General features: G+C 36.6%; 26 protein-coding genes. 9 read left to right on the top strand and 17 right to left on the bottom strand.

Annotated elements, in window-relative coordinates; translation table 11 throughout:
* Positions 1-81: 81 nt before the first annotated feature.
* Together ACGH47_RS07090 and ACGH47_RS07085 are read left to right on the top strand one after the other, a co-directional pair.
* The gene (locus ACGH47_RS07090) at positions 82-777 is read left to right on the top strand and encodes an AzlC family ABC transporter permease (protein ID WP_411623069.1); all 696 of its coding nucleotides are present in this window, start codon (positions 82-84) and stop codon (positions 775-777) included.
* The gene (locus ACGH47_RS07085; RefSeq protein WP_267352554.1) at positions 774-1,094 is read left to right on the top strand and encodes an AzlD domain-containing protein; all 321 of its coding nucleotides are present in this window, start codon (positions 774-776) and stop codon (positions 1,092-1,094) included. The genes ACGH47_RS07090 and ACGH47_RS07085 overlap by 4 nt, the downstream gene beginning before the upstream one ends.
* Before the next feature lie 47 nt (positions 1,095-1,141).
* Here ACGH47_RS07085 and ACGH47_RS07080 read toward each other — a convergent pair whose 3' ends face one another.
* The 8 genes from ACGH47_RS07080 to ACGH47_RS07045 form a co-directional block, all read right to left on the bottom strand.
* The gene (locus ACGH47_RS07080) at positions 1,142-2,041 is read right to left on the bottom strand and encodes a heme biosynthesis HemY N-terminal domain-containing protein (protein ID WP_411623068.1); all 900 of its coding nucleotides are present in this window, start codon (positions 2,039-2,041) and stop codon (positions 1,142-1,144) included.
* Between the two features lie 10 nt (positions 2,042-2,051).
* A complete protein-coding gene (locus ACGH47_RS07075; RefSeq protein WP_411623067.1) occupies positions 2,052-3,494 on the bottom strand; it encodes a uroporphyrinogen-III C-methyltransferase in 1,443 nt (480 codons plus the stop codon).
* Between the two features lie 7 nt (positions 3,495-3,501).
* Positions 3,502-4,251, bottom strand: a complete 750-nt coding sequence (locus tag ACGH47_RS07070) for a uroporphyrinogen-III synthase (RefSeq protein ID WP_411623066.1) — start codon at positions 4,249-4,251, stop codon at positions 3,502-3,504.
* Positions 4,248-5,168, bottom strand: a complete 921-nt coding sequence (gene hemC, locus ACGH47_RS07065; RefSeq protein WP_411623065.1) for a hydroxymethylbilane synthase — start codon at positions 5,166-5,168, stop codon at positions 4,248-4,250. Before hemC ends, ACGH47_RS07070 begins: the two co-directional genes overlap by 4 nt.
* Before the next feature lie 175 nt (positions 5,169-5,343).
* Entirely contained in the window at positions 5,344-6,711 is a 1,368-nt protein-coding gene (purB, locus tag ACGH47_RS07060) for an adenylosuccinate lyase (protein ID WP_411623064.1), read from the bottom strand.
* 40 nt (positions 6,712-6,751) lie between these two features.
* On the bottom strand, positions 6,752-7,405 hold the full coding sequence (gene hflD, locus ACGH47_RS07055) for a high frequency lysogenization protein HflD (protein WP_411623063.1): 654 nt from the start codon (positions 7,403-7,405) through the stop codon (positions 6,752-6,754).
* Positions 7,395-8,525 carry a tRNA 2-thiouridine(34) synthase MnmA gene (gene mnmA, locus ACGH47_RS07050; RefSeq protein ID WP_411623062.1) on the bottom strand — a complete coding sequence of 377 codons (1,131 nt, stop codon included), beginning with the start codon at positions 8,523-8,525 and terminating at the stop codon, positions 7,395-7,397. The genes hflD and mnmA overlap by 11 nt, the downstream gene beginning before the upstream one ends.
* 281 nt (positions 8,526-8,806) lie before the next feature.
* Positions 8,807-9,502 (bottom strand): helix-turn-helix transcriptional regulator, encoded by a 696-nt coding sequence (locus ACGH47_RS07045; protein ID WP_267352562.1) that lies wholly within the window; start codon positions 9,500-9,502, stop codon positions 8,807-8,809.
* 152 nt (positions 9,503-9,654) lie between these two features.
* On the opposite strand from ACGH47_RS07045, the gene ACGH47_RS07040 reads away from it, so the two are divergent.
* Positions 9,655-9,894, top strand: coding sequence for a transcriptional regulator (locus ACGH47_RS07040; RefSeq protein ID WP_267352563.1), 240 nt, complete (start codon positions 9,655-9,657; stop codon positions 9,892-9,894).
* A gap of 68 nt (positions 9,895-9,962) precedes the next feature.
* On the opposite strand, the gene tpiA is transcribed toward ACGH47_RS07040, so the two are convergent.
* On the bottom strand, positions 9,963-10,727 hold the full coding sequence (gene tpiA, locus ACGH47_RS07035) for a triose-phosphate isomerase (RefSeq protein ID WP_267380670.1): 765 nt from the start codon (positions 10,725-10,727) through the stop codon (positions 9,963-9,965).
* Between the two features lie 100 nt (positions 10,728-10,827).
* Here tpiA and zapB point away from each other — a divergent pair, with 100 nt between their 5' ends.
* The 4 genes from zapB (at position 10,828) to ACGH47_RS07015 (ending at position 14,294) form a co-directional block, all read left to right on the top strand.
* Positions 10,828-11,073 (top strand): cell division protein ZapB, encoded by a 246-nt coding sequence (gene zapB, locus ACGH47_RS07030; protein WP_267352565.1) that lies wholly within the window; start codon positions 10,828-10,830, stop codon positions 11,071-11,073.
* 75 nt (positions 11,074-11,148) lie between these two features.
* On the top strand, positions 11,149-12,453 hold the full coding sequence (locus ACGH47_RS07025; RefSeq protein WP_267352566.1) for a DUF2868 domain-containing protein: 1,305 nt from the start codon (positions 11,149-11,151) through the stop codon (positions 12,451-12,453).
* Position 12,454: 1 nt separating this feature from the next.
* The gene (locus tag ACGH47_RS07020; RefSeq protein WP_411623061.1) at positions 12,455-13,813 is read left to right on the top strand and encodes a GTPase/DUF3482 domain-containing protein; all 1,359 of its coding nucleotides are present in this window, start codon (positions 12,455-12,457) and stop codon (positions 13,811-13,813) included.
* A complete protein-coding gene (locus ACGH47_RS07015) occupies positions 13,761-14,294 on the top strand; it encodes a C40 family peptidase (RefSeq protein WP_081299181.1) in 534 nt (177 codons plus the stop codon). Before ACGH47_RS07020 ends, ACGH47_RS07015 begins: the two co-directional genes overlap by 53 nt.
* Positions 14,295-14,368: 74 nt before the next feature.
* Here ACGH47_RS07015 and ACGH47_RS07010 read toward each other — a convergent pair whose 3' ends face one another.
* From ACGH47_RS07010 to rsmE, 8 genes are all read right to left on the bottom strand, one after another.
* Entirely contained in the window at positions 14,369-15,556 is a 1,188-nt protein-coding gene (locus tag ACGH47_RS07010) for a pyridoxal phosphate-dependent aminotransferase (RefSeq protein WP_267352568.1), read from the bottom strand.
* A gap of 279 nt (positions 15,557-15,835) precedes the next feature.
* Positions 15,836-19,378 (bottom strand): pyruvate:ferredoxin (flavodoxin) oxidoreductase, encoded by a 3,543-nt coding sequence (gene nifJ / locus ACGH47_RS07005; protein ID WP_411623060.1) that lies wholly within the window; start codon positions 19,376-19,378, stop codon positions 15,836-15,838.
* A gap of 330 nt (positions 19,379-19,708) precedes the next feature.
* Positions 19,709-20,746: a phosphoribosylformylglycinamidine cyclo-ligase gene (gene purM, locus ACGH47_RS07000; protein ID WP_267380661.1), complete on the bottom strand. Its 1,038-nt coding sequence runs from the start codon at positions 20,744-20,746 to the stop codon at positions 19,709-19,711.
* 99 nt (positions 20,747-20,845) lie between these two features.
* The gene (ruvX, locus tag ACGH47_RS06995) at positions 20,846-21,256 is read right to left on the bottom strand and encodes a Holliday junction resolvase RuvX (protein WP_267352571.1); all 411 of its coding nucleotides are present in this window, start codon (positions 21,254-21,256) and stop codon (positions 20,846-20,848) included.
* Between the two features lie 3 nt (positions 21,257-21,259).
* Positions 21,260-21,817, bottom strand: a complete 558-nt coding sequence (locus ACGH47_RS06990; RefSeq protein WP_267380659.1) for a YqgE/AlgH family protein — start codon at positions 21,815-21,817, stop codon at positions 21,260-21,262.
* A 21-nt stretch (positions 21,818-21,838) separates the two neighbouring features.
* On the bottom strand, positions 21,839-22,291 hold the full coding sequence (locus tag ACGH47_RS06985; RefSeq protein WP_267352573.1) for a GNAT family N-acetyltransferase: 453 nt from the start codon (positions 22,289-22,291) through the stop codon (positions 21,839-21,841).
* A gap of 2 nt (positions 22,292-22,293) precedes the next feature.
* Complete coding sequence (gshB, locus tag ACGH47_RS06980; RefSeq protein WP_267380657.1) at positions 22,294-23,250, bottom strand: glutathione synthase; 957 nt, start codon at positions 23,248-23,250, stop codon at positions 22,294-22,296.
* A 144-nt stretch (positions 23,251-23,394) separates the two neighbouring features.
* Entirely contained in the window at positions 23,395-24,120 is a 726-nt protein-coding gene (gene rsmE, locus ACGH47_RS06975; protein WP_267380656.1) for a 16S rRNA (uracil(1498)-N(3))-methyltransferase, read from the bottom strand.
* A 112-nt stretch (positions 24,121-24,232) separates the two neighbouring features.
* On the opposite strand from rsmE, the gene folB reads away from it, so the two are divergent.
* On the top strand, positions 24,233-24,601 hold the full coding sequence (gene folB, locus ACGH47_RS06970; protein WP_411590241.1) for a dihydroneopterin aldolase: 369 nt from the start codon (positions 24,233-24,235) through the stop codon (positions 24,599-24,601).
* 14 nt (positions 24,602-24,615) lie between these two features.
* Positions 24,616-25,614, top strand: a complete 999-nt coding sequence (locus ACGH47_RS06965) for an MBL fold metallo-hydrolase (protein ID WP_267360473.1) — start codon at positions 24,616-24,618, stop codon at positions 25,612-25,614.
* Positions 25,615-25,647 lie beyond the last annotated feature (33 nt).

The raw sequence follows: 25,647 nt of genomic DNA, 5'->3' as shown, positions 1-25,647 counted from the left end.
ATAAATTTTAAGATTAATCATTTATTGTTTGACAGTACCGTGTTAATAATTATGATGAAGTTTTTATCAAGAGAATGCGTTATGTCACTCACATTTAAAGATGGTGTTTATGCTTGTATTCCAACGTTATTAGGCTACGTTGGTATAGGTATTGCTGCTGGCGTTGTAGGAAAATCGGCAAATTTAACGATTTTAGAAGTAACTCTACTTGCTGTGATTGTTTATGCTGGAGCGGCTCAATTTATCATAGCTGGATTAATGTTAGTTGCTACACCCATTTCAGCCATTATTTTTACTGTTTTTCTGGTTAATTCCCGCCATTTTTTAATGAGCATGGCAACTGCGCCTTCTTTTCGCCGTTTTTCATTACTGGATAATATTGGTATTGGTAGTTTGCTCACAGATGAGAGTTTTGCAGTGGCCATGAATGCAATTGCCAATCATAAACCTGTCAACGCCGTATGGATGCATGGACTGAATGTCACGGCTTATGTTGCTTGGATATTATCCTGCTTAATAGGTGCTTTAATCGGTGAGTGGTTACCCGATCCCACTATGTTTGGTCTGGATTATGCTTTAGTGGCTATGTTTATCGGTTTACTTTATTTACAGTTGATAGGTGACAAAACAAAAAGTATTTATAACAAGATTCTTGTTATGCTCACTGTTTCAGTACTGCTGATCATCTTAATGCGATTTGTATCCCCTGAAATGGCAATATTAATTAGCACATTTGCTGGATGTTTTATGGGAATAGCGATGGAGCGTAAAGTATGACTACTTATAGTTTACTCATCATTATAGGATGTGGATTGGTAACATGGTTACCTCGAATTATTCCTTTTATACTTGTTAGAAAGTTACATTTGCCTGATATTGTGATTCGATTTTTATCGTATGTTCCACTTTGTATCTTAACGGCACTTTTTGTACAAAACCTATTTATTGCAAAACAAGGGCATTTTCCTGATTTTAAGATCGAATACTGTTTAGCTAGTCTTCCCACTATTTTGGTGGCTTTATTGACGAAAAATCTGATGTGCATTGTTGTGACAGGGATGTGCTTTATGGCGTTGATTCGATATTTTTTATAATACAAAATATTTTATACCTAAAAAAAATAGGGCTTGTCGCCCTGTTTTTATGTTCTTTCTTGATCTTTAATTTTAGCCACTGATTCCAGCAATTTATCTGCTTCGACAGTTTGGCCAAGTTGTTTAAGGTAGTTAGCCATTGCTTTTTGATACGCAGTATTATTAAGTATTGCTTTTGGCTGTGATTTCCACCATTTAATTAATGCGAGCGGATCATTATCGGTTGATAACTGTTTGATTCGAGCAATATAAGCAGCTTGTTTAAACTGATCTAATTGAGAATCACTATATGTTTTTACTTTATACATAATAGGTAATAAATCAATAACAGCTTGATAATTACCCATTTCATAATAAAGTTGATCTGCAAGCCTTAATACTTCGGCATTACGTGGCTTTTCATTTAACAAACTTTCAATAATAGTATGAGCACTATCATATTCATGATTCTTAAGCTGTAAGCGAACTTGAACCAATTGGAAAGCAAATTTTTCGCTAGGTTGGCAAGTCGCTGCGGCTGCTTCGAGCATTTGGTTAGCTTGAATCAACTGATCATTATCAATATTCGCTTGTGCCGCTAATAAATAAGATAATGTTGTATTGGTTGCACCCTTAGCACTTTTCATGAAAAGTTTAGCTGCTTGTTGGTAGTTACCTTCAAGTAATAAAAATTGTGCTTGTTCAATTAATTTTTTTGCTTTATGCGGCGATTTTAAACGAAGCCAATTACCGAAAGCTGTTTTAGAATTGAAGATTTTTTTAAATAATCGATCAATCAAATAAAGACAAAAAAGCGCCAACAATAATAAAATAACAAAGGAATTGAAGGACATGCTAATTTTATAATTGGCGATGATAAATACAGCTGAACCTTGATTGAATTGCAATAAAGGCCCTAAAAAGAATCCCCCAACTAATGCTAAGAAAATAACTAATATTTTAATCATTATTATTCTCCTATTTAGCCAACATAGAACGAACACGAGTTTGCATTAACTTCTCAAGTTCACTTAAGCTAGCTAATCTGTCAGGAACACTTTTATTACTAATGGTTTGATTTTGCAAATTATCAAGATCACTTAGGAAGGCTTTAACACTTGACGAATTATTATCAAAATAAGCATTAACCCAAACTGCAACATCATTAAGCGAACGTTGATAAATCAATTCTTGATGTCGAGGTACAGCTTGTGCGGCTATTAACAGACGGAAACGAATATTTTCACGAAGATACAGTGATTGTTCTAAATTTAGTGGGGTACTTAAAATATGGCATCTAACGATCTGTTTTTCATCTTTGCCTGCTTGTGACAAACAGGTCGCAAAGTTATTGTCATTTTTATCCAATTTTTCAATGGTAATAAATTTTTGCATAAAAGAATCAATGTTTGCCCATAAATTATGCGACCAATCAGAAATTGACGAAGTGACCACATTGTCGGAACTTTTAGTTGGGTCAATTTTATTTTCTGAATCAGCATCTGAAGATGCGCTGTGAGAATCATCAACTGGCAAAGCATCATTATACTGCGTTAAGCCAAGATCAATATCATTATAATTCTCAACCAAAGGAAGATCGGTCAACGAATCCGAAAGACTAATTAAATTCAAAACAATACCGTCAGAATCGATAAAACTCAATTCAGAAAGCGAACTGATATCTTTATTAATGGCTTGTCTGGCAGGCAATAAACTGGGATCATTTGTTTGTGCTAAACTTTCATCTGCATTTCTTAACAACAAACGGGCAGTGGTATAATCTTGATCACTCCAGATTTTTCGAGCTGCTAAATGGACTAAATAGTTAGCTTGCGATATCAGCCAAACATTATTATCAGTGCTCGACATTGCTGATAATCGTTCGTTAAAGTTATGAAGATTTTGTTCATTTAACCTAATTGTGTCATTAATTTGATTGGTTAACTGTCGTTGTAACTTTTGTTGCTCATTTAACTGATTAGTAACACGCTCTTCAAGCGAAGAAAACTGCTGGTCTTGTTTGGTTACTGCATCATTAATATTACTTTCTAAATCCTTAACAATACTCTGCTTGGTAGTTTGTTTTAAATTGGCTATTTCCATTTCGAGCATTGAAATAGTGCGGTTTTGTTTTTCAGTTTGTTCATGGCCGTGATAAAAAACAAAGCCACCTAAGCCTAAAGTTAAAGCAATAGCTACAAGCGATAGTTTTGAAATGGGTGTTTTATTGACATTATTTTTGCTGGATGAAGAAGTCGATTTTTTTTCTGTTGTTAGACTTGAATTTGTCGTTATCGTATTTTTTTCTTCTTTCATAATATTGTTCACTTGTGTTAGTGCATCGGTTGTAAAAGGTTTGCTAAATGAGGTGGTACTAATCGTTGAACTGGTTGCATTAGCTCCATAAAATCGAATCGGCATAAAAACCTCATTTAGATGATTTTATATAATTGATATTATTATGACATAGACTTATCATTGTTTTAAATAAAATTTGATTATTTGCGCTTTTGGCTAAAACAATATTTTGCCAGTTTAGGTGCTTAGCTTCCTCAAAAATTCTTAGACTGGTCACCACTAAACAAGCTTGTTTTTTATGTTCTGTTTGGCAATACAACTCAAGTTGATGTAAATGTTCAATACTGGTAATGATAACGAGCTGATGCTCAATGGAATTACTCAGTATGTCCAACGGATAGGATATAGCATGACGAGAATAACACTCTACCAGTTTGACTTGGGCTTGTTTGGCACTTAATGTATCGGCAATTAGCTGTCTTCCTGAATCACCGCGTAAAATTAAAACTCTTCGGTTTTTCACCATATCAGCATCAAATAAGGCAAGTAATCCTTCACTATTTTCTTGTTTTGGAAAACTTACCGATTTATGGACTAATTGACGAATCAGTTCCGCCGTTTTATTTCCTATGGCAAAATACTGTAAATGTTTAGGAAAATTAAGATGCGGATTAAATGTGGTAATAACATTTGCGACTTGTGGCGACACTGCAATAACAATATCATTTGGTAACAACTGGTTTAAATTATATTGTAAATTCAGCAGATCCTTACCTGCTGAAATCCTAAATAAAGGAAGATGGGTAGCCTGTAAATTGGCTTGATTTAATAATTTAGTCAATGCTTCACCTTGCGGTGAAGGGCGGGTGACGAAAATCATTCGCTATTCAATTCCTCTAAAATTGCTTTAGCACCAAGCATTAACAATTCATTAGCGACATCTCGTCCTAACTGTTCTGCTTGAGTAATGCTACCGGACAAAGGGACTTTGATTATTGTAGAACCATCTGTTTTGCCAACTAAACCCTTTAAAAATAGCTTGTCATCCAAAATTTGGCTATAACAAGCAATAGGAACTTGGCAACCACCTTGCAATTGTTGATTCATTGCTCTTTCAGCTTGTATGCAAATTCGACTATGTTGGTCATCTAAAGGGGCCAGTAAAGCTAAAATTTGCTTATCATTGGCACGTGTTTCAATACCAATTGCCCCTTGACCGACAGCAGGTAAGATTACATCAGTATTAATATATTGTTTAATACGGTCTTGCAATGATAAACGTTTTAATCCTACTGCCGCTAAAATAATTGCATCATATTCTTGATTGTCTAATTTTGCTAAACGGGTACCAATGTTGCCTCGCAAATCTTTAATATGCAAATGTGGGTAAAGCGCACGTAATTGACATTGTCGTCGTAAACTTGAAGTACCAACCACCGCACCAGAAGGTAACTGTGATAAATTTTCGTAGCGATTTGAAATAAATGCATCTCGGACATCATCCCGTTTGCAGATTGTTGCAAGTGTGAGTCCATCGGGAAAATGCACGGGAATATCTTTTATGGAATGCACTGCAATATCAGCTTCATTATTTAAAATGGCTTCTTCCAATTGTTTAACAAATAATCCTTTGCCACCTATTTTTGATAATGGGCTATCAAGTAATATATCACCTTTTGTCACCATAGGGATAAGCTCTACAGACAAATCAGGGTGAATGGCTAATAGCTGCTGTTTAACATAGTTAGCTTGCCAAAGAGCTAAAGGGCTTTTCCTTGTTGCAATGCGGATTTTCAATGGATGTTCCTATAAATACTTTTAATGTTATTTTATTATTGATGTCTTAAAGGTGAATAAGAATAACCGTTTGTTATTTAATCACAAATTGACATCATTCAATCATGTATTGTGATTCAATATAATCTGAAACATTATTCAATGATGTTTCAGATTATTAACCAACAAAAGATAATCAAAGTTTATCAATAAACGTTGATGCGTAACCAATATAGTTGGCTGGTGTTAACTGTTTCAAACGTGATTTTTCATTTTCTGGTAAATCTAACGAATCAATAAACTGCTTCATTCCTTCGGCATCGACACGTTTTCCTCGCGTCAATTCTTTTAGTTTCTCGTAAGGCTTTTCAATACCATAACGTCGCATCACTGTTTGAATGGGTTCAGCTAAGACTTCCCAGTTACGATTGAGCTCATCCAACAAGTACTCTTGATTCACTTCAAGTTTGCTTAATCCTTTTAAGGTTGATTGATAAGCAATGATTGCATAACCAATACCCACACCAAGATTACGCAAAACGGTTGAATCTGTTAAATCACGTTGAAAACGAGAAATTGGCAATTTGCTACCTAAATGATTCATAATGGCATTAGCTATGCCAAGGTTGCCTTCAGAGTTTTCAAAATCGATTGGATTGACTTTGTGTGGCATGGTTGACGATCCGATTTCGCCAGCTACCGTTTTTTGTTTAAAGTGATTTAGTGAAATATAACCCCAAATATCACGATTAAAGTCGATCATAATGGTATTAAATCGAGCAACACAATCAAAAAACTCGGCAATATAATCATGCGGTTCGATTTGAGTTGTGAATGGATTCCATTGTAAACCCAAAGAACAGACAAACTCTTCACTAAATTGATGCCAGTCAATATGAGGATAAGCCACAATATGCGCATTATAGTTACCGGTAGCCCCATTGATTTTACCCAGTATTTCTACCGATTGTAGCTGTTTTAATTGACGCTGTAAGCGATAAGCAACATTAGCAAATTCTTTACCAATCGTTGATGGGGTAGCTGGTTGACCATGAGTTCTGGAAAGTAAAGGTAAATCACGATACTCTTTAGCCTGATCAGTAATTTTATCAATTACTTTTTTCCAATACGGGATTAAAACACTTTCTTTCGCCGTTTTTAACATTAAAGCATATGATAAATTATTGATATCTTCGGATGTACATGCAAAATGAATAAACTCATTGACGGCATGCAACTCTTCATTCGTTTTCACTTTTTCTTTAAGAAAATACTCAACCGCTTTAACATCGTGATTGGTTGTTTTTTCGATCGCTTTAATACGTTTGGCATCATCTTCGTTAAACTGTTCAACAATTTGATTAAGATGCGCCAAAGCCGATTGGCTGAGTGCAGGCACTTCAATAATTTCGGGGTGTGAAGCTAATTTTTGTAACCAACGAACTTCGACTTGTACACGGTATTTTAATAAACCATATTCGCTAAAAATAGTACGTAATTCTGTCGTTTTATCTCCATATCGACCATCAATAGGCGAAAGGACGGTAAGTGCAGATAATTCCATCGGGATAACTCCGTTGCGATGTTAAAATAGTAATAAAAAATTAAAGTGAATTTGCTTTTTCAATTTCTTGCAAAAGCGCCTGAGCCGTTTTTATTAAGCGTTTTCGTTGAAAAAATAGCTGTAAACGGCTTCCTCCTACTTGGTACCATAAAATAGCAGAACGAATACAACCCAACAACGACGTTCTCACCTTTGCTTGAACTAAAGAATTTTGTAAATACTCAATTTTACCCAACACTTTAATTTTAGTGGTTAATGGGCTAATAATATCGGAATAAATACCGGCTAACGAATAAGACAGATCATCTACATGTGAACTAATCGTTTCTTCATTCATGACAGGATACAATCCCGAAATACGCGTTAAACGCTGGTCAATATTATTTAATGCATCATTATTTTTTATTAATCTACTGGTAATACTTAATGTTCTTAACAGATAGCGAACAACATCCAGTTGTTCTTTTTGCCCTGATGAAAACAGATAAACTAATGTTTGTAAACCCGTTTTAATATTCTGAATACCACCATACACTTCTTCGGTCGTTTGTGGTGAGGTAATAAAAAGGCTATGTATAGTTTGCTCATAAAGTGTTGAGCTACAGACCCCAGTATTGGCCAACTGGGGAACCAAAACAGAACTTTGTATCACACCGGCAAGGGCAATAGTAGTATGGTAATACTTATTCGTCACTCGAACTCTCCTTACTACGAATAATACGTTCCTCAATAATGCCGCCACCTAGACACACTTCGTCTTGATAAAACACAGCAGATTGTCCAGGAGTGACTGCCGCTACAGAGTTAGCAAAAATCACTTCGATTTTGTCTTCTGATATTGGATTGACCTGGCATTGAATATCTTGTTGACGATAACGTGTTTTCACCGTACAAGTAAAAGGTTTGGTCACAGCTTTTCTATCAACCCAATGTAGTTGTTGTGCAATCAGACCATCTGAAAATAGCGCAGGGTGATCATGACCTTGAGCAACAATAAGTTCATTATTTTTAATATCTTTATCCACAACATACCATGGGGTATCATCGGCTTGCTTTAATCCACCAATTCCCAGTCCTTTACGTTGTCCTAAAGTATGATACATAATTCCTTGATGTTTACCGATAATATGTCCGTCCACCGTACGAATTGCGCCAGCTTGAGCCGGTAAATATCGAGCTAAAAAGTCACTAAACTTTCGTTCGCCAATAAAGCAAATTCCTGTAGAGTCTTTTTTAGATGCAGTAGCTAATCCTAGCTGCTCAGCGATTTTACGAACTTGCGGTTTTTCAAGTTCCCCAACAGGGAACAGACTTTGTCTAACTTGGTCTTCGCTTAACGTATATAAAAAATAACTTTGGTCTTTATTATTATCTACCCCTCGCAATAATTCGACTTTATCGCCAGTGGTACGTTTACGAACATAATGACCAGTTGCAATATAATCGGCACCAAGATCTTGCGCTGCATACTCTAAAAATGCTTTAAATTTGATTTCTTTATTACATAAAATATCGGGATTAGGGGTTCGCCCTGCTTTATATTCTGATAAAAAATGTTCAAATACGTTATCCCAATATTCGGCTGCAAAATTAATAGTATAAAGTTTAATATTGAGTTTATCACAAACAGCTTGAGCATCGGCTAAGTCAACAGCCGCTGAACAGTATTCATCTGTGTCGTCTTCTTCCCAGTTCTTCATAAATAAACCAACAACTTGATAACCTTGTTGCTGAAGTAAATATGCAGAAACAGAAGAATCAACGCCACCAGACATACCGACGACAACTTTTGGGGAAGTATTCATATTTGGCATAATAACTAACATTGTCTATAAAAAAATAATGGCTAATTTTAGCATAAATGACCCCAAAAGCATAAATTTATGCCAATAAGAATTCTGATTGAGAACATTTTTTTTACTGGAACATAGACGGATACTTAAACATTTTTACGTTTTTTTACTCAGTAATCTTTCTAAAATCTAAAGAAAAAAAACGAGTGCCTAAATTTCTTAATAAGTGGTTCTATCAACATTAATCAACAAAACCACATATTTTATATGCCATAAAAAAATACAATCAATACACAATATTGTTAATAAAGATCCTTTAACAGATAAACGACATGACCAATAATTTTAAAATCTTGAGGTTCATTTTTGTCTACAGTTATAGACGGATATTTTTGATTATCACAGAGCAAAGCAATGTTAGAACCCTGATTTTGGATGCGTTTAATACTTATCTGATCATCATATTGCACGGCATAAAGATATCCATCAATCGGTTTGCTATGTGCAGTATTTATAATCAAAATATCATGATTGGATATCGTCGGCTCCATGCTATCACCTTTAGCCCAAACCGCCCGCAAGTCATCATTATCAAAAAGTTGATGTTTAATCAATGTGATATCAAACGGTATTGCCTCGATTTGTAAAAGTGACTTATTATTACCGAATTCATTTAATTTATAAAAAGGGATATAGACAAAACCACGACGTTCAGTATCGGGAAGTAACCGACACTCACCTTTACCTGTTGCTAACCACTCAATAGGGATATCACATTTTTGTGCGATAATTGCTAATCTATTAAGAGAAGGGTAAGTTTTACCAGATAAATAGTCACGAATAACGGCTTCAGACATTCCCACTTTTTTGGCAAAGGCATTACCCGATAAACTCTCTAAAACTAAGGTAAGTCGATGCTTAAAATCGATAACACCTGTTTCCTTAAGAATTCGTGTTTTTTCTTGATCTTCAGTTGTTTTTATGTTGCTTTCTTTCATTTTTATAATCCATTTTGCGTTATTTTTTATTTTTCTTGTTTTAATTCGTTTTTTTATGTGTTATTCTTTTGCTTGGAATTTACACCATGCTAGTGTTGTATACCGATAATCTTTTGGATAGCAATAAAAATAAACTTATAGAGGATCTCATAATGAGCGAACAAGATCAAGACTGGACTCCATCAAGAGTAGTAGGCGAAATTAAAATTAGAGGTGGAAATTTAAGAGGTCTATCTCGTGCGAGTGGCTTGCAAGCTGATACTCTACGAAACGCACTTTATCGTCATTGTCCTAAGTATGAACATATTATTTCAGAATATTTAAAAGTTCCTGCTGAAAAAATTTGGCCTTCTCGATATAACTCAAAATCAAATAAAGTTAAATATAAATAAATTATTTAAGTTTCTATTGAAAGACGCCAATCTGGCGTCTTTTATCTTATTGTTAAGTTTTAAAAAAATTAATTCTTTGCTTTTTCCGCTGCTTTAACAATAGCTGCAAATGCATCTGCTTTTAATGATGCGCCACCCACTAATGCACCATCAATATCTGGTTGAGTAAATAACTCAGCGGCATTTTTATCATTGACCGAACCACCGTATTGAATAATGACTTGATCAGCTACTTTTGCATCTTGTTTTGCAATATGGTCACGAATAAATTTATGAACAGCTTGAGCTTGTGCAGGCGTCGCTGATTTGCCTGTACCAATTGCCCATACAGGTTCATAAGCAATAACTGCACCATTGAAAGCTTGAACACCTAATGCATTAATCACCGCATCAATCTGACGAGCACAAACAGTTTGAGTTTGACCCGCTTCGTTTTCGGCTTCGGTTTCACCAATACAAAGTACAGGAACTAAACCTGCTTCTTTAATGACTCCAAATTTTTTAGCGATAAATTCATCTGATTCTTTATGATAAGTACGACGTTCAGAATGACCAATAATAATATGCGTGACCCCAACTTCTTTTAGCATGTTAACAGATACTTCACCAGTATAAGCGCCAGATAAATTAATTCCGACATCTTGAGCGCCTAAAAGAATATTTGATCCACCTAATTGGTGTTTAACAAAATCTAAATAAACGACTGGTGGAGCGATCGCAACATCACATTCGACATCCGTAGATAGCTCATTTCTTAGTTCGGCAACTAAGTTTTTAGCCATTTCAATACTACCATTGAGTTTCCAGTTACCCATCACGAGAGGTTTACGCATAATTTTCTCCAACTTAAATTTTAAAAAGGTGTTGATTTTAGAATGAATTCGTTATAATAGTAGACATTATACACCAAGTAAATAAAGTCTGAGGAAAAATATGTCATTAGAAATATTGAATCAATTGGAAAATAAAATCCAACATACTGTGAATACTATCAGTACATTACAACAAGAGATTGCAACGTTAAAACAAGGAAATCAAGAATTAGAACAGTTGATTAATGACAGTTCAGACGAAATGAAAGCACTACGTGATGAAAACGAAAAATTAAAACAAGATCAACAAGTTTGGCAACAACGTATTCAAACTTTATTAAGTAAAATTGGTGAAATAGCACAGTAATATATTTAACTTACACAACGCGACTTAAGTCGCGTTTCTTTTATGCTTCATTAATCTCATTTTAAGATAAGTATAATGCGAGAAAAGTTAAAATCTTTATGGCTTGCTGAAACGATACGCTTGATTGAAAATGAATCAGGTCGATATGCCGATCAAGACATCAATCGAAAGGCAAGGGCTACACAATCATCATTATCCGATCGAATTATCCTACGAGCGGTGATGTTGTCTAAGCAAAATGGACTTTATACTGCACAAACGCTATTACTGCATGCGATAAAAATTTCTTTTGTTCTGCTCCTGTTACTTTCCGTTTTTTTAGGCGTGACATTAGCGTTTAGCGCACTCAATCAAAACCCTGTTAATTTATACTGGGCACTTTTCAGCTTATTAGGCGTTCACCTCATCACCTTTTTAATCTGGGTTTGTTCCTTTTTTTTCTTTTCCAATATGGGCGGAAGTATTCTTATTCATTGTTGGTTATGGTTAGCTAAAAAGCTTTCTCAGAAAAAGACCATACAAGAACTGATTCCTGCTTTTGTACAACTATTTGGGGGTAAAATCCGCTGGCTAATTGGGTTTGTCCTTAATCTTTTTTGGACAATCATATTAAGCTTTGCCCTTGTTGTACTGGTGGTTTTGTTTTCGACACAACATTACAGTTTTGAATGGAAATCAACCCTACTAAACCCCGATGCAATTATACAACTGACCCATTATCTAGGGTTGTTACCTTCAATATTTGGGTTTTCAATTCCGCAAGATGAGATTATTCGATACAGTGAACGCGCACTTAATGCTAGCGAAGTTCGATCTGCGTGGGCGATTTGGTTACTTGGCGTGTTTATTGTTTACGGATTAGCAGTACGTTTTATTTGCATGATCATTTGCGGTATTAACTGGATAGTCAGTTGCCGTAAAGTAAAATTGAATTTAAATTTACCTGAATATCAAATTTTGGCTAATGATTTACAACCGATTTCAATCCACGTTGTGGATGAAGATACGCATAAACAAGATCTTAATATTGATTTAACCAAACATTTTATAAACAATGGCGAAGGAATTTTTTTAGTTGCGGTAGATATTCCTGAAAGCTGGACACCGCCAGCATCTGTTACCTTTTTAGGTTTTGTAAATACGCGTGAACAGCGCAAACAAATTTTAGATTATCTTCAAATAAACCCAGCTAAAAAATTATTAATCGCTATTGATACCGACCGATCACCCGATCGAGGAGTATTAAATTTACTTAGTCAATTAACTGAAAAATCGCAACAAAACCGTATTTGGTTCATCAATCAAGGTCACCAGCTTAACAACTGGCAATCTTTACCGTTTGAGTTTGCTCAACCCTCATGGTTAAAAGAGGAACTGTAAAATGTTAACAACATTAAAATTAGCCGTTGTTGGTCATGCTAATGTTGGTAAAACCTCATTATTACGGACATTAATTCGCAATAGTCATTTTGGTGAGGTTTCGAATAAACCTGGCACAACAAGGCATGTCGAATCCATAAAAATAAAACTAGGCAATCAAAAATCGATTATTTTTTATGATACACCTGGTTTAGAAGATAGCTTGGCTCTATACGACTATATTAATCAACTTTTGCCTACCAATCATAAACTTGACGGCATTGATAAATTAACGATTTTTTTACAAAGCCCAGAAGCGGAAAACCAATTTAACCAAGAAGCAAAAGTTATAAAACAACTCCTAAATAGTGATGCAGCTATCTATGTTATTGATGTGAGAGAGCCTATACTACCTAAATTTCATGATGAATTAGCTATCTTAGCCAATAGTGATAAACCTATTTTAGCGGTGTTAAATTTTACTGCACAACAAAATCAGAATGAAAAAGAATGGAAAATGTTACTTTCACGAGTCGGGATACATGCTATCATAAGGTTCGACGCGATCGTGCCACCATTGGACGGTGAAGAAAGATTGTACAAAAGCCTTGCGCTTATGATAGAGCCAGCTAAAGCTATTTTAGATGAATGGCTAAATAAGATAACCGAATTACGAGACTCTCGCAACCGAAGCGCTAACTTAATTATTGCAGAAACATTGGTTGATGTGACTGCATTTTATCAAATGGCGAAAACAGATGATAAACAAGCCATAGTTGATATGCAAAATAAAGTAAGAAAGCGAGAACAAAAAGCAATTGATGAATTATTATCGCTTTATCAATTTGATGCTGAGCACGAAAGCGAACAAGGTTTACCCTTAATTAAAGGGCGCTACAAAGCGGATCTTTTTAATATTGATGCGTTAAAAAGCATGGGCGTTCATTTAACCAAAGGTTTTGTATCGGGAGCCACTATTGGTGCAAGCATCGACTTAGCAACCGGAGGATTGACCTTCGGATCTGCTGCGTTAATTGGTGGTGCTGTAGGTACGCTAATGCAAACGGCCAAACATTACGGATCTAGAATGCGCTACCAGCTATCTGGATACAGTAAATTAAGTGTTGACGATGCAATTATCTGTTTTCTTTCATTGCGATTAATTCGTCTTAAAGAAAATTTGAATAATCGTAGTCATGCAAATACCGACCCGATTCAATTGTCTAATTTGGATAATAGCGAATGGGAAAAGGGTGTATTACCCAAAAGTCTAAAAGTTGCAAGACGTTATTCACAATGGTCAAACTTAAACAAGGGAACCAAAAGATATGACAAAAAAAGGCAATCAACGATACGTGACGTTGCTAAGCAGTTGTTTTAGTCTAAGGAAACGTTGTTTTATTCTCACGTTAATTTTATCTATGTTTATGCTATTTGGCTGTAGCAGTAGTCGGGGACAAGTGACCTCAAATACGCTAAGATCAGAAACGGCTATGTTAGCTAAAATAGAATCCCATTACAAAAAATGGCAAGGTACGCCATACCGTTATGGTGGAACAACCCTAGCCGGGAGCGATTGTTCAGCTTTAGTCATGAACTTCTTTAAAAATAAGCTAGCTAAACGATTGCCTAGAAGTGCAGCTGAACAAGCTAAACTAGGTTACAAAGTGACGAAACCCAAAGCGGGGGATTTAGTCTTTTTCAAAACCGGTGGACGGGGTAGTGGATTACATGTCGGCATCTATTACACGGATGGAAAATTTTTACATGCCTCGACGTCGAAAGGTGTCATCTATTCCAATTTAAACGAGTCTTATTGGAAACAGCGCTATTGGATGGCAAGACGAATAAATGATATTTAAAAACGACTAAAATGCTCACTCATCACATCATGACAAGTGAGCATGATACTATCAGCACAATCAGTAATTTCAACTTAAATCAAAGACTGACTTTTCAAATTTCGCATAACATTTGCAACATAAAGCATTTCACTTGGTGTCCCTAATGATATTCGACACCAATTTGTGGCAGGCTCAAAATCTCGACCTATTAAAATAAAATTTTGTTTCATGAGTTCTCGATATTTTTTTAAATCAATGGGGCTTTTATGAAACAAAAAGTTCGTTTCAGATTTAAGATAATGTAAACCTAAATCTGACAAAGTCTTTTCCATTATCGTCCGTGACACATCAACCGCTTTTTTAGAATAAGTTAAAAACTGGACATCATCCATTGACGCTAAAGCCGCACAGACACCGCAATAATTTAACTTTTCGCCTGCAACATACTGAGCAATATGACGAATATTATCTGCTGAACTCACCACATAACCGACACGTAGACCAGCCATAGCATGAATTTTTGAAAACGTTTTCAGTAAAACGATATTATCAAACCCCTTCGATATTAAGTAATCAACCGACTTAAAAGCTGGATCATTGACGAATTCGGCATAGGCTTCATCGACAATAAATACCGTATTTTTGGGTTTACTTGTTAACCATGATTCTATTTCGCTATTGGCAAATACAGTCGAAGTAGGATTATTAGGGTTGACTAAATAAACGATTGAAGAGCCTTGATAATCCTCAACCGCTTTTTGTAAGCCTTTAATATCAATTTGCCAATCGGCTAAGCAGGGCACTTTGGTTACCTTTAATTTAAAGATTTTAGCAAAATGTTCGCCGTCACTATAAGTTAATTCTGGTATCACTAACTGTGTATCCGGTTTCACATAAGCTGCTAATGAACTTCGAATACCTTCAGATGATCCTGCCGTTAGCAAAATGTGATCATCGCTTACATGATGATATTGAGCCAATCGTCTATTTAACAGGGGCATTTCAGCTTTAGCATAACGGTTTGCTTTAGGAATCGCGTCAATGGCTGCTTGTTTAGCTGCGCCTGACATACCAAGCGCATTTTCATTAAAGTTCAGTCTAACGGGATTGTTAAGGTTAGGTATCACAACGTTATCTTGTATGGGTAACGAATATGACACTGTTTTTTGTTGTTCTAGCGCATGTGCTTTAGCCAGTAATTGATTAACCGTCAAACCTGCAATTGCAGCGGAAGACAACGTTAATAGTTTTCTACGGTTGATATTCAAATTTGCGACCATTTTTCACCTCTCGATTAATGATTTCTTTACAGGCTAATTAAACAGTGCAAAAAACATACCAAATATAATAATAATCATTAAAAGCGTATTGATACCCTAATTGGGGTCAACAATGGTCCATTTTGAAGATGATAACGATTAACTTGATTAAAAAAACGCACTTAACTGGTGCTAGTTTGCACTAAAGCGCATCACGAATAAAAAAACATTGCGTATGCTGCATAACATACGCAATAGTCTTAATTAAGATGATATGATTCTAATCACAACAGCGATTGATTAGCTGTCTGCGGGCGTTTCGATATCAGAATACGTGGATAACATTTGCAAGAACTTAAATCTAGCGTTTACCATTTTGGTTGAACGTTCATGCAAGGTATTGGCAATCACCGGTTCCAACGTTTCTAAACGTCTAAAACGCTGCTCTTTCAATAAAATACTAGATAATAATTCACTATTTGGTGATTTAGAATCAAGCACCAGACCAGGTTTACCTTCTGCCGTACGTCGTGGATCATAACGATATAGCGGCCAGAATCCTGATTTAACTAAATCTTTCATCTGTTCATGCGATTTTGCTAAATCATAACCATGTTCTTCACAAGGGCTATAAGCAATCACTAAAGAAGGGCCGTCATAGGCTTCGGCTTCTTGCAGGGCTTTTAACGTTTGATTAAGCTGTGCACCTAATGCAATTTGCGCAACATAAACATGCCCATACATCATCACACTCACGCCTAAATCTTTGCGTGCTTTATGTTTACCTAAATCGGCAAATTTAGACACGGCTCCCATTGGCGTTGCTTTAGATTGCTGACCACCAGTATTAGAATAGCATTGTGTATCTAATACCAAAATATTAACGTTATCGGTCAAACTCATTACATGATCCAGTCCACCAAAACCAATATCATATGCCCAACCGTCCCCACCAATTGCCCAAACTGACTTATCGATTAAATAATCCGCATCTTGAATTAACTCTTTTGCTTCAGGCGAGTCCAAATGAGCCAGTTGATCACGCAATAAAGCAACCTGCCTGCGTTTATCATCAATAGTAGAATCAAGGGACTGTAACGCAATGACAATTTCGGGCGAAATCTCACCCGCTACATGTTCAAGCAAACGTAACGCCCGTTTTTTATGTTGGTCATAAGTGATCCGATAACCTAAAGCAAACTCGGCATTGTCTTCAAATAACGAATTTGCCCAAGCAGGGCCACGACCGTAACGATCGGTAGTATAAGGGGTTGAAGGTAAATTACCGCCATAAATTGAAGAACAACCGGTTGCATTAGCTATGGCAAGATGATCACCATAAAGTTGCGTTAACAATTTAATGTAAGGGGTTTCACCACAGCCGGCACAAGCGCCCGAATACTCAAACAATGGTGTTAATAACTGCGATGTGCGGACATCAATACGTTCAAGTGATTTAATATCACGATCAGGCAACTCATTAAAGAACGCAAAATTGGCGCGTTGCGTTTCTAAATTATCAATGCGTGATTGCATATTAATCGCTTTAATATCAAAATTATTACGATCCCGAGACGGACACACCTCAACACACAAATTACAACCCGTACAATCTTCCGGCGCAACTTGTAAAACGTAGCGTTGACCTCGCATATCGCGGGCTTTTACCTCGAGCGAACTCAATGAATCGGGTGCGTTTGCCAAATCGTCAGGTAACACCACTTTAGCTCGAATTGCCGCATGTGGGCACGCAACTGCACAATGATTACATTGGGTACAAAGGTCGGGTTGCCAAATTGGAATCGCTTCGGCAATGTTTCGTTTTTCCCATTTTGTGGTGCCCGTTGGCCAAGTGCCGTCGAGTGGAAAGGCAGATACTGGCAAGTTATCGCCTAAACCGGCAAGCATTGATGCCGTCACTACTTTCACAAAGTCAGGCGCATTACTTGGTACTATAGAAGGGCGTGATGCGCTACTTTGATCGACACAACTTAACGGAATTTGCTCTAAAGAAGCAATCGCTAAATCAAGGGCTTTCCAGTTGTTTTCGACTAATTCTTGACCTTTGCTACTGTAACTTTTGGCTATCACTTCTTTAAGCTGTGTGATACTAAAATCATTTTTAAATATTTCAGAAAGATGAAAGAAAGCCGCTTGCATAACGGTATTAATACGGGCTCCTAAATTACATTCTCGGGCAATTTTAGCGGCATTAATAATATAAAAGTGTGCTCTTTTCTGGATTAATTGTACTTGAACTTCTTTCGGTAAACGATGCCAAACTTCATCTTTACTATAAGGTGTATTAAGTAAAAAGATCCCGTCATCTTTTAGTTTTTCAACAATCTGGTATTTATCGATAAATTGATCTTGATGACAGCCAATAAAATGTGCGCTAGTGATTAAATAAGGAGAATCAATAGGCTCCAAACTTACTCGTAAATGCGAAGTCGTTAAGCCACCGGCCTTTTTAGAGTCATAAACAAAATAGCCTTGCACATAAAAAGGTGAGCTATCACCAATAATTTTAATATTATTTTTAGTCGCCGAAACCGTACCGTCACTACCCAAACCATAAAATAATGCTTCAAGCGCAGATTTTTGTGGAATAGATTGTTCGGGTAATTTTAATGACAACCCAGTTACATCATCATAAATCCCAACGGTAAAACGAGGTTTAGGTTTTTCTGCTAACAGCTCGTTAAAGATAGCCAAGACACAGCGAGGATCAAACTCTTTCGATGACAAACCATAACGTCCACCAACAATGGTTGGTAAACAATGGCGTTCACCTTGGCTAAAGCTTTCGGCAAAAGCAGTCATAACATCTAAGTACAAAGGTTCGGCCTGGGCACCAGGTTCTTTTGTTCTATCTAAAACCGCTATATTTTTAACAGAATCCGGAATGACCGCTAACAAATGTTTTGCAGAAAAAGGGCGGAATAATCTAACAATCACCACACCGACTTTTTCATGATTATCAATCAGATAATCGACAACTTCTTTACAAGTACTCACGCCTGAGCCCATTATGACAATCACACGTTCGGCATCACTTGTCCCATAATATTCAAACGGTTGGTATTGTCTGCCTGTCTCTTTTTCAAATGCTTGCATAGCATCGACAACATGCTGATAAGTCTGATCATAATAAGAATTTACTGCTTCACGACATTGAAAATAGGTATCAGGATTAGCCGACGTGCCACGAATGACAGGATTATCGGGCGTCAAAGCACGGCTACGATAAACTTTTATAGCATCATGCGGTAACAGGTTATGAATTTGTTCATCGCTTAAAGGATGAATTTTATTCACTTCATGGGACGTTCGAAAACCATCAAAAAAGTGGACAAAAGGCACACGACTATTCAATGTTGCCATTTGCGCAATTAACGCAAAATCTTGGGCTTCTTGAACTGAACTTGAACACAGCATAGCAAAGCCCGTTTGTCTGATTGACATCACATCGGAATGATCACCAAAAATTGACAGCGCATGGGTGGCAACCGTACGAGCAGCGACATGTAACACAAAAGGTGTTAATTCACCGGCTATCTTATATAACGAAGGGATCATTAACAACAAGCCTTGCGATGATGTAAACGACGTCGCTAATGCGCCCGTCATTAAAGAACCATGCACAGTTGAAATAGCACCCGCTTCGGACTGCATTTCAACTACTTTTGGAATATCGCCAAAGACATTAGGCTTATTAAATTCAGCCCAAGTGCTTGCTTGCTCAGCCATGGTTGAGCTTGGCGTAATAGGATAAATTGCTATGACTTCATTGGCACGATAAGCAACGGATGACACCGCACTATTAGCATCAGATATGATCATTAAAAAACCTTGTGTTTTATAGTGTTACGACATTACTTCATTATTATAAATTTAGACTATTGTATCAGAAACCAAGATAGCTTTGAGTTATTTTTGAATTAAAATTTTTTGATTTGAAATTAGTGTTCAATAATTGGATTAGGATTAACTAAATAAACCCAACCTTTTTTAAACATGATTGATGACTTTGTAGATATTAAAAAAGAATTGCATAGTTTCATTCATCTAATATGTGCTCGATAATGAACAAATGAAATGGTTTTGGCATTTTACATTGAATAGATTGTTACTATACAATTTATCTAAATTATATAGTAACAGATGTCTATTTTACAGAATAATGACTTGTTCATCCGATGTTGACTGTTTTATTTCACCCATTAACCACGCTTTTTCACCATGGTTATTGAGTAACGTTAAGGCGTCATTAACACAATGTTGGGGTAAGACAATAATCAAACCTACACCGCAGTTAAAAGTACGGTACATTTCGTGCCGACTGACATGACCTGCTTGTTGTAGCCAATTAAATAGTGGTGGCCATTGCCAACTGCTTTCGTTAATGATTGCTTGCATATTGTCGGGTAGCACTCGTGGAATGTTTTCCCAGAATCCACCGCCTGTAATGTGCGCTATGGCATGTACATTGACATGTTCAATTAAATCAAGAATCGATTTGACGTAGATTTTGGTCGGTGCAAGGAGGTGAGCAGCAAGTGGCATACCATTTAATTGTTCAGTTGCCGGATTTACCCCACTGACTTCAATAATTTTTCGAATTAATGAGTAGCCATTAGAGTGCGCCCCACTCGATGCTAACGCAATGATGGCATCACCGTCTTGTACTTGACTGCCGTCAATCATTTTTGATTTTTCAACGACACCCACACAGAATCCAGCTAGATCGTAATCGTTATCCTGATACATGCCTGGCATTTCGGCCGTTTCGCCACCGACCAGTGCACAACCAGCTTGTTTACAACCTTGTGCTATTCCTGTCACTACCGTTGCTGCAATGTCAACATTGAGTTTTCCTGTTGCATAATAATCAAGAAAGAATAGGGGTTCAGCACCTTGAACAATAAGATCATTTACACACATGGCGACTAAATCAATGCCGATAGAGTCATGGCGTTGTAAGTCCATTGCTAACCGTAATTTAGTCCCGACACCATCTGTACCCGACACTAGAATCGGTTCGTGATATTTTTGTGGGATTGCGCATAGTGCGCCAAATCCACCTAATCCACCCATGACTTCAGGACGTTTGGTTTCTTTGACAACTGATTTAATACGATTAACCAGTGCATTACCGGCGTCGATATCGACACCGGCATCTTTATAGCTAAGAGGCGTTTTATTTGACACGAGAAGCAGTCCTTAAATAAGAAAACTGCTGATTATTTTAGCAAGTATGTAAATGATTAGCGATGAATTATTTGTAAAATAAATAAAAGGTTAAAATAGTTAATGGTTTTCAAACCAACTTTCTAAAATAATAATTGCCGAAGTAGCATCAATATGACCTTTTTCAAGTGCACGGTAACCACGTGACGCAAAGATGTGCGATTTAGCTTCGACCGTCGATAATCGTTCATCCTGTAAATGAACTTGATAACCAAACATGCCATGTAAACGGTTAGCAAATTTTCGTGCTCTGGCTGTCAGTGGTTGTTCGCTACCGTCCATGTTGAGGGGTAACCCAACCACTAAGTAATCAGGTTTCCACTCTTTAAGTACCTTTTCAATAGTTTGCCAATTAGGAATGCCGTCTCGTGCTTTGAACGAACAAAGTGGATTGGCTGTTTTGGTGATGTCTTGTCCAATCGCCGCACCAATACTTGAGGTTCCAAAATCAAATGCAATAATGGTTGCCATTGTTTATGCATTTCCCATTTGATGCGATATGCGATTGATATTAATCCCTAGCGATTCGGCGGCTTTTTGCCAGCGTTCTTCAATAGCAACATTAAAAATAATATTGGGATCGGCTTCTGCCACTAACCAATCGTTGCGGGCAACTTCTGATTCAAGTTGCAGTGATTGCCAACTTGAATAACCTAATGCAAGAAAAAGATCTTTCGGTTGTTCAGGTGTCCCAATCGATTTTAATGCATCAAGTGATGTGGTTATCATCACGTCATCAGATATTTGAATGCTCGATGAAAAGCCCGATTGTGGAGTATGTAAAATAAATCCTTGTTCATCCGCTAAAGGGCCACCACAAAATACAGGGTATTCTAGTTCAGCACAGTTTTTTGGTGCCATAATTTCAAGACGAGTCAATACGGTGGCAACATTGAGTTCAACAAGAGGTTTGTTAATGATGATACCCATTGCTCCATCTCGATTATGTTCACAAATATATACCACCGATCGGCTAAACAAGGTTTCGGATACGTTTGGCATTGCAATGATAAAATAATTTTTTAGATTCATATGCTCACATTTTAGTTTTATTTAAATTGCACACTTGCCGATTTTTACGTTGTGTTCAACTAAGCAACGCATCAATAATTCGGGTTCATTGGTTTCTTCATTGATGGATTCGGAAACAATTTCAAAATTTTGTGAAAGATAAAAATTAATAGCTGTACTATTTTGTTTGTAGACATGAACAAGTAATTCGTTGTAACGCTGTTTCGCTTTATTAACCAGTGCTTTTCCTGTCCCTTGTCGGCGGAATTCTTCGTCAACAAATAAACCAGAAATATAGTTTTCGGTTAAGCCAATAAATCCTTTTACGCCATTAAGATCTTGCACGTAAATGGTTGACATTGGAATGAGCATTTTAACAAATTCATAATTTTGTTTGAAAAATTCAGGATCAATAAAATTATGGGCTTGAATATTTCCTTCAAGCCATAGTTGCATAATTTTATCGAGATCCGTTTTTTTATATTCTCTAATCATGTTTAGCTCTTTTTATTTAATCGTTTTTCAATGGCATCCATTAACATGCCTGTAATAGATATGTCTGGGTTTGCCGCTTCAATTTCACGTACACAAGTCGGGCTGGTGACGTTTATTTCAGTTAATTTATCACCAATAATATCTAAACCAACAAACAATAGTCCTTTTTCTTTTAAGGTTGGTGCTACGCTTTTAGCTATTTGCCAATCACTGTCACTGAGTGGTCTTACTTCGCCATATCCCCCAGCTGCCAGATTTCCACGAGTTTCCCCTTTTTGAGGGATTCTAGCAAGACAGTAAGGCACCGGTTGACCGTCAACGACCAAAACACGTTTGTCGCCGTCTTTAATTGCAGGAATAAACGCTTGAGCCATGCAATATCGGGTGTTCATTTCGGTTAGGGTTTCGATAATAACGGATATATTGGGATCATCTTGTTTTATTCTAAAAATTGACGATCCGCCCATGCCGTCAAGTGGTTTTAAGATGATATCTTGGTGTTCTTGATGAAATGCTCGTATTAATTGAGTTTGACGAGTCACGAGGGTTTCTGGCGTAAATTGGGCAAACCATGCTGTAAATAGTTTTTCGTTACAGTCACGTAAGCTTTGTGGTTTATTTACCACAAGTACACCATTTGCTTCTGCTCGTTCTAAAATATAAGTTGAATAGATAAATTCAGTATCAAAAGGGGGATCTTTACGCATTAGTATGACATCAAGATCACTTAATGGTAGTGTTTGTTCTTCATCCATATCAAACCAATGATTGAGATCGTGATGAACGGTTAACTTTCGTGTTGTTGCATAAGGTTGACCATTACGTAAAAACAGATCGTTCATTTCCATGTAAAAAAGTTGATAACCCCGTTTTTGTGCTTCAAGCAACATTGCAAAACTGGTGTCTTTTTTTATCTTGATATGACTGATTGGATCCATAACAATACCAAGCTTAATCATGGTAACTCCTTTTGTATTGTTCAATAAAATATGAATTGTGACAGATAGTGTTTTTATCACTATGCAAAAGCTTTGGCAACTATCATACTCGTAACAGATTAAGATGCAATGTAAACATGATGAATTATGATTTTTTACAGTTAATTATCCTAAATCACCAAATTGAACTTGTAGTGCTGTTAAGGCTGTAAGCGCTGCTGTTTCGGTACGCAGTATTCGTGGCCCTAGTAAAATATCGGTAAATTGATACTGATGTGTCATGTTGATTTCGTCATCAGATAATCCCCCTTCAGGCCCGATTAGTAAACTGATATCCGTTTGTCCGGTAGGAAGGTGTTTTACTCCATGCGTTGCTTTAGGGTGTAAGTTTAAACGTAAACCGCTGTTTAAGTTGGCACACCAATTTTCTAGTTTCATGACGGGATGAATCACCGGAATGATATTACGACCACATTGTTCACAAGCTGAAATCACAATTTTTTGCCACTGATTCACTTTTTTGTCTAATCGTTCTGCATCGAGTTTTACTCCACAACGTTCAGAAAGTAGGGGCGTAATACTGGTTACCCCTAATTCGACAGATTTTTGTATGGTAAACTCCATTTTTTCACCGCGTGATATGACTTGTCCAAGATGAATTTTTAAAGGGGATTCACGGTTGTCTAATAGGGTGGTCGCCGTTTTGACGGTTACCGATTTTTTATTGATTTCATGTATTGTTGCTGGTGTGATGTGATTAGTACCATCAAAAAGGATAATATTTTCACCTGTTTTCATTCGTAAAACCCGAATAAGGTGATTAAATGCATTATCATCTAATGTCATGATGCTATTTTCAATAATCGAAACAGGTTGATATATACGGGTCATAAGTGCTATGGTTAATTTCATTACAATTTAAAATAAATTATAGCGTAATTTGTTGAGATTCGGTAATCTTCTGTTTAAAGTAGATAAACTTAATCTGTTTTTAGGGTGAAATATGCGCATAAATAATCATGATCGTGTTTTGATTGAAGGTTTAACTATTTTTACAACCATTGGGGTCTATAGTTGGGAAAAAGACATTAAGCAAAAGCTTATCTTGGATTTAGAGATGGCTTGGAATAATCAACCGGCAGGCAAAAATGACGATGTTTCGCTCTGTTTAGACTATTTTTTGGTTAGTCAGTCTGTTACTTTGTTTGTTGAAAGTCAGCAATTTGAATTAATTGAAACCGTTGCTGAACAGGTTGCTGAGCATGTTATGCAAAAGTTTTCAGTTGGTCATATTAAAATTAAAGTCTCTAAACCCGATGCTATTGCTAATGCTAGTAATGTCGCTGTGTTAATTGAGCGATATGCAAATTAATAAGGGTCGTTTTAATGAGTTATGAACAGAAAAATATCGTTGATCAATCTCACCATAACGGTAAAAAATTTAAAAATCAGGAGCCGTTTAAGCTTACTTTAAGTGATACTTGTCGTTGGTATTTTAATCGGAATGTTTTGCCCCCACAAGCAGGTTATCTTGGTTTTAATCATCAATGGTGTCAATCGATTGATATGACGTTAGACGATGATAGAATTTGGTGGATAGGGCATTCAACTACGTTGATTCGTCTTAACGGTAAAATGATTTTAACCGATCCTGTTTTTTCTGATCGTGCTTCACCTTTTCAGTTTTTAGGCCCTAGACGCCGTACACCACCCGCACTGAGTATTGAAGAACTTCCTAACATTGATTTTATTGTGATTTCACATAATCATTATGATCATCTTGATTATCATAGCATTCGACAATTAGTGAGTCGTTTTGCAAATGTTGTTATTTTAGTGCCATTAGGTTTAAAAACTAAACTTCATAAGTGGGGGGCGAAGACGGTTATTGAGCTGGATTGGTGGGGATCGGCGGATATCGATAATCTTACTTTTACTGCAACACCTGCCAAACATTGGAGTAAACGTGGTTTATTTGATGTGAATAAGGTATTGTGGTGTGGTTGGGTGATTCAATCAAATGTGGCTAATGCTAATCAAACAAAAACACTCTATTTTATGGGCGATACCGCTTATTCATCAGTTTTAAAGCATATTGGTGAATATTTTACACATATTGATTTGGCACTTATTCCAATTGGTGCTTATGCGCCTCGTTGGTTTATGCAGTCACAACATATCGATCCTGAGCAAGCAGTACAACTTTATGATGAGTTACATTGCCATGCCGCAATGGCAATACATTGGGGAGCGTTTGAGTTAGCCGATGAACCTTTAGATGAACCGCCAACTTTGTTATCTCAATACCGTGAAGCTCGAGCCTTTCATTTGTTAAAAATAGGTGGTAGTCTATCTATTCATCAAACAGATTCTAAAATAGAATAACAATTATTAATCTATATAGCTTGAGTAATCATT

The sequence above is a fragment of the Gilliamella sp. CG16 genome (assembly GCF_046635785.1).
GTDB lineage: Bacteria > Pseudomonadota > Gammaproteobacteria > Enterobacterales > Orbaceae > Gilliamella > Gilliamella apicola_I.
This window is presented reverse-complemented; position numbering and strand designations above follow the sequence as displayed.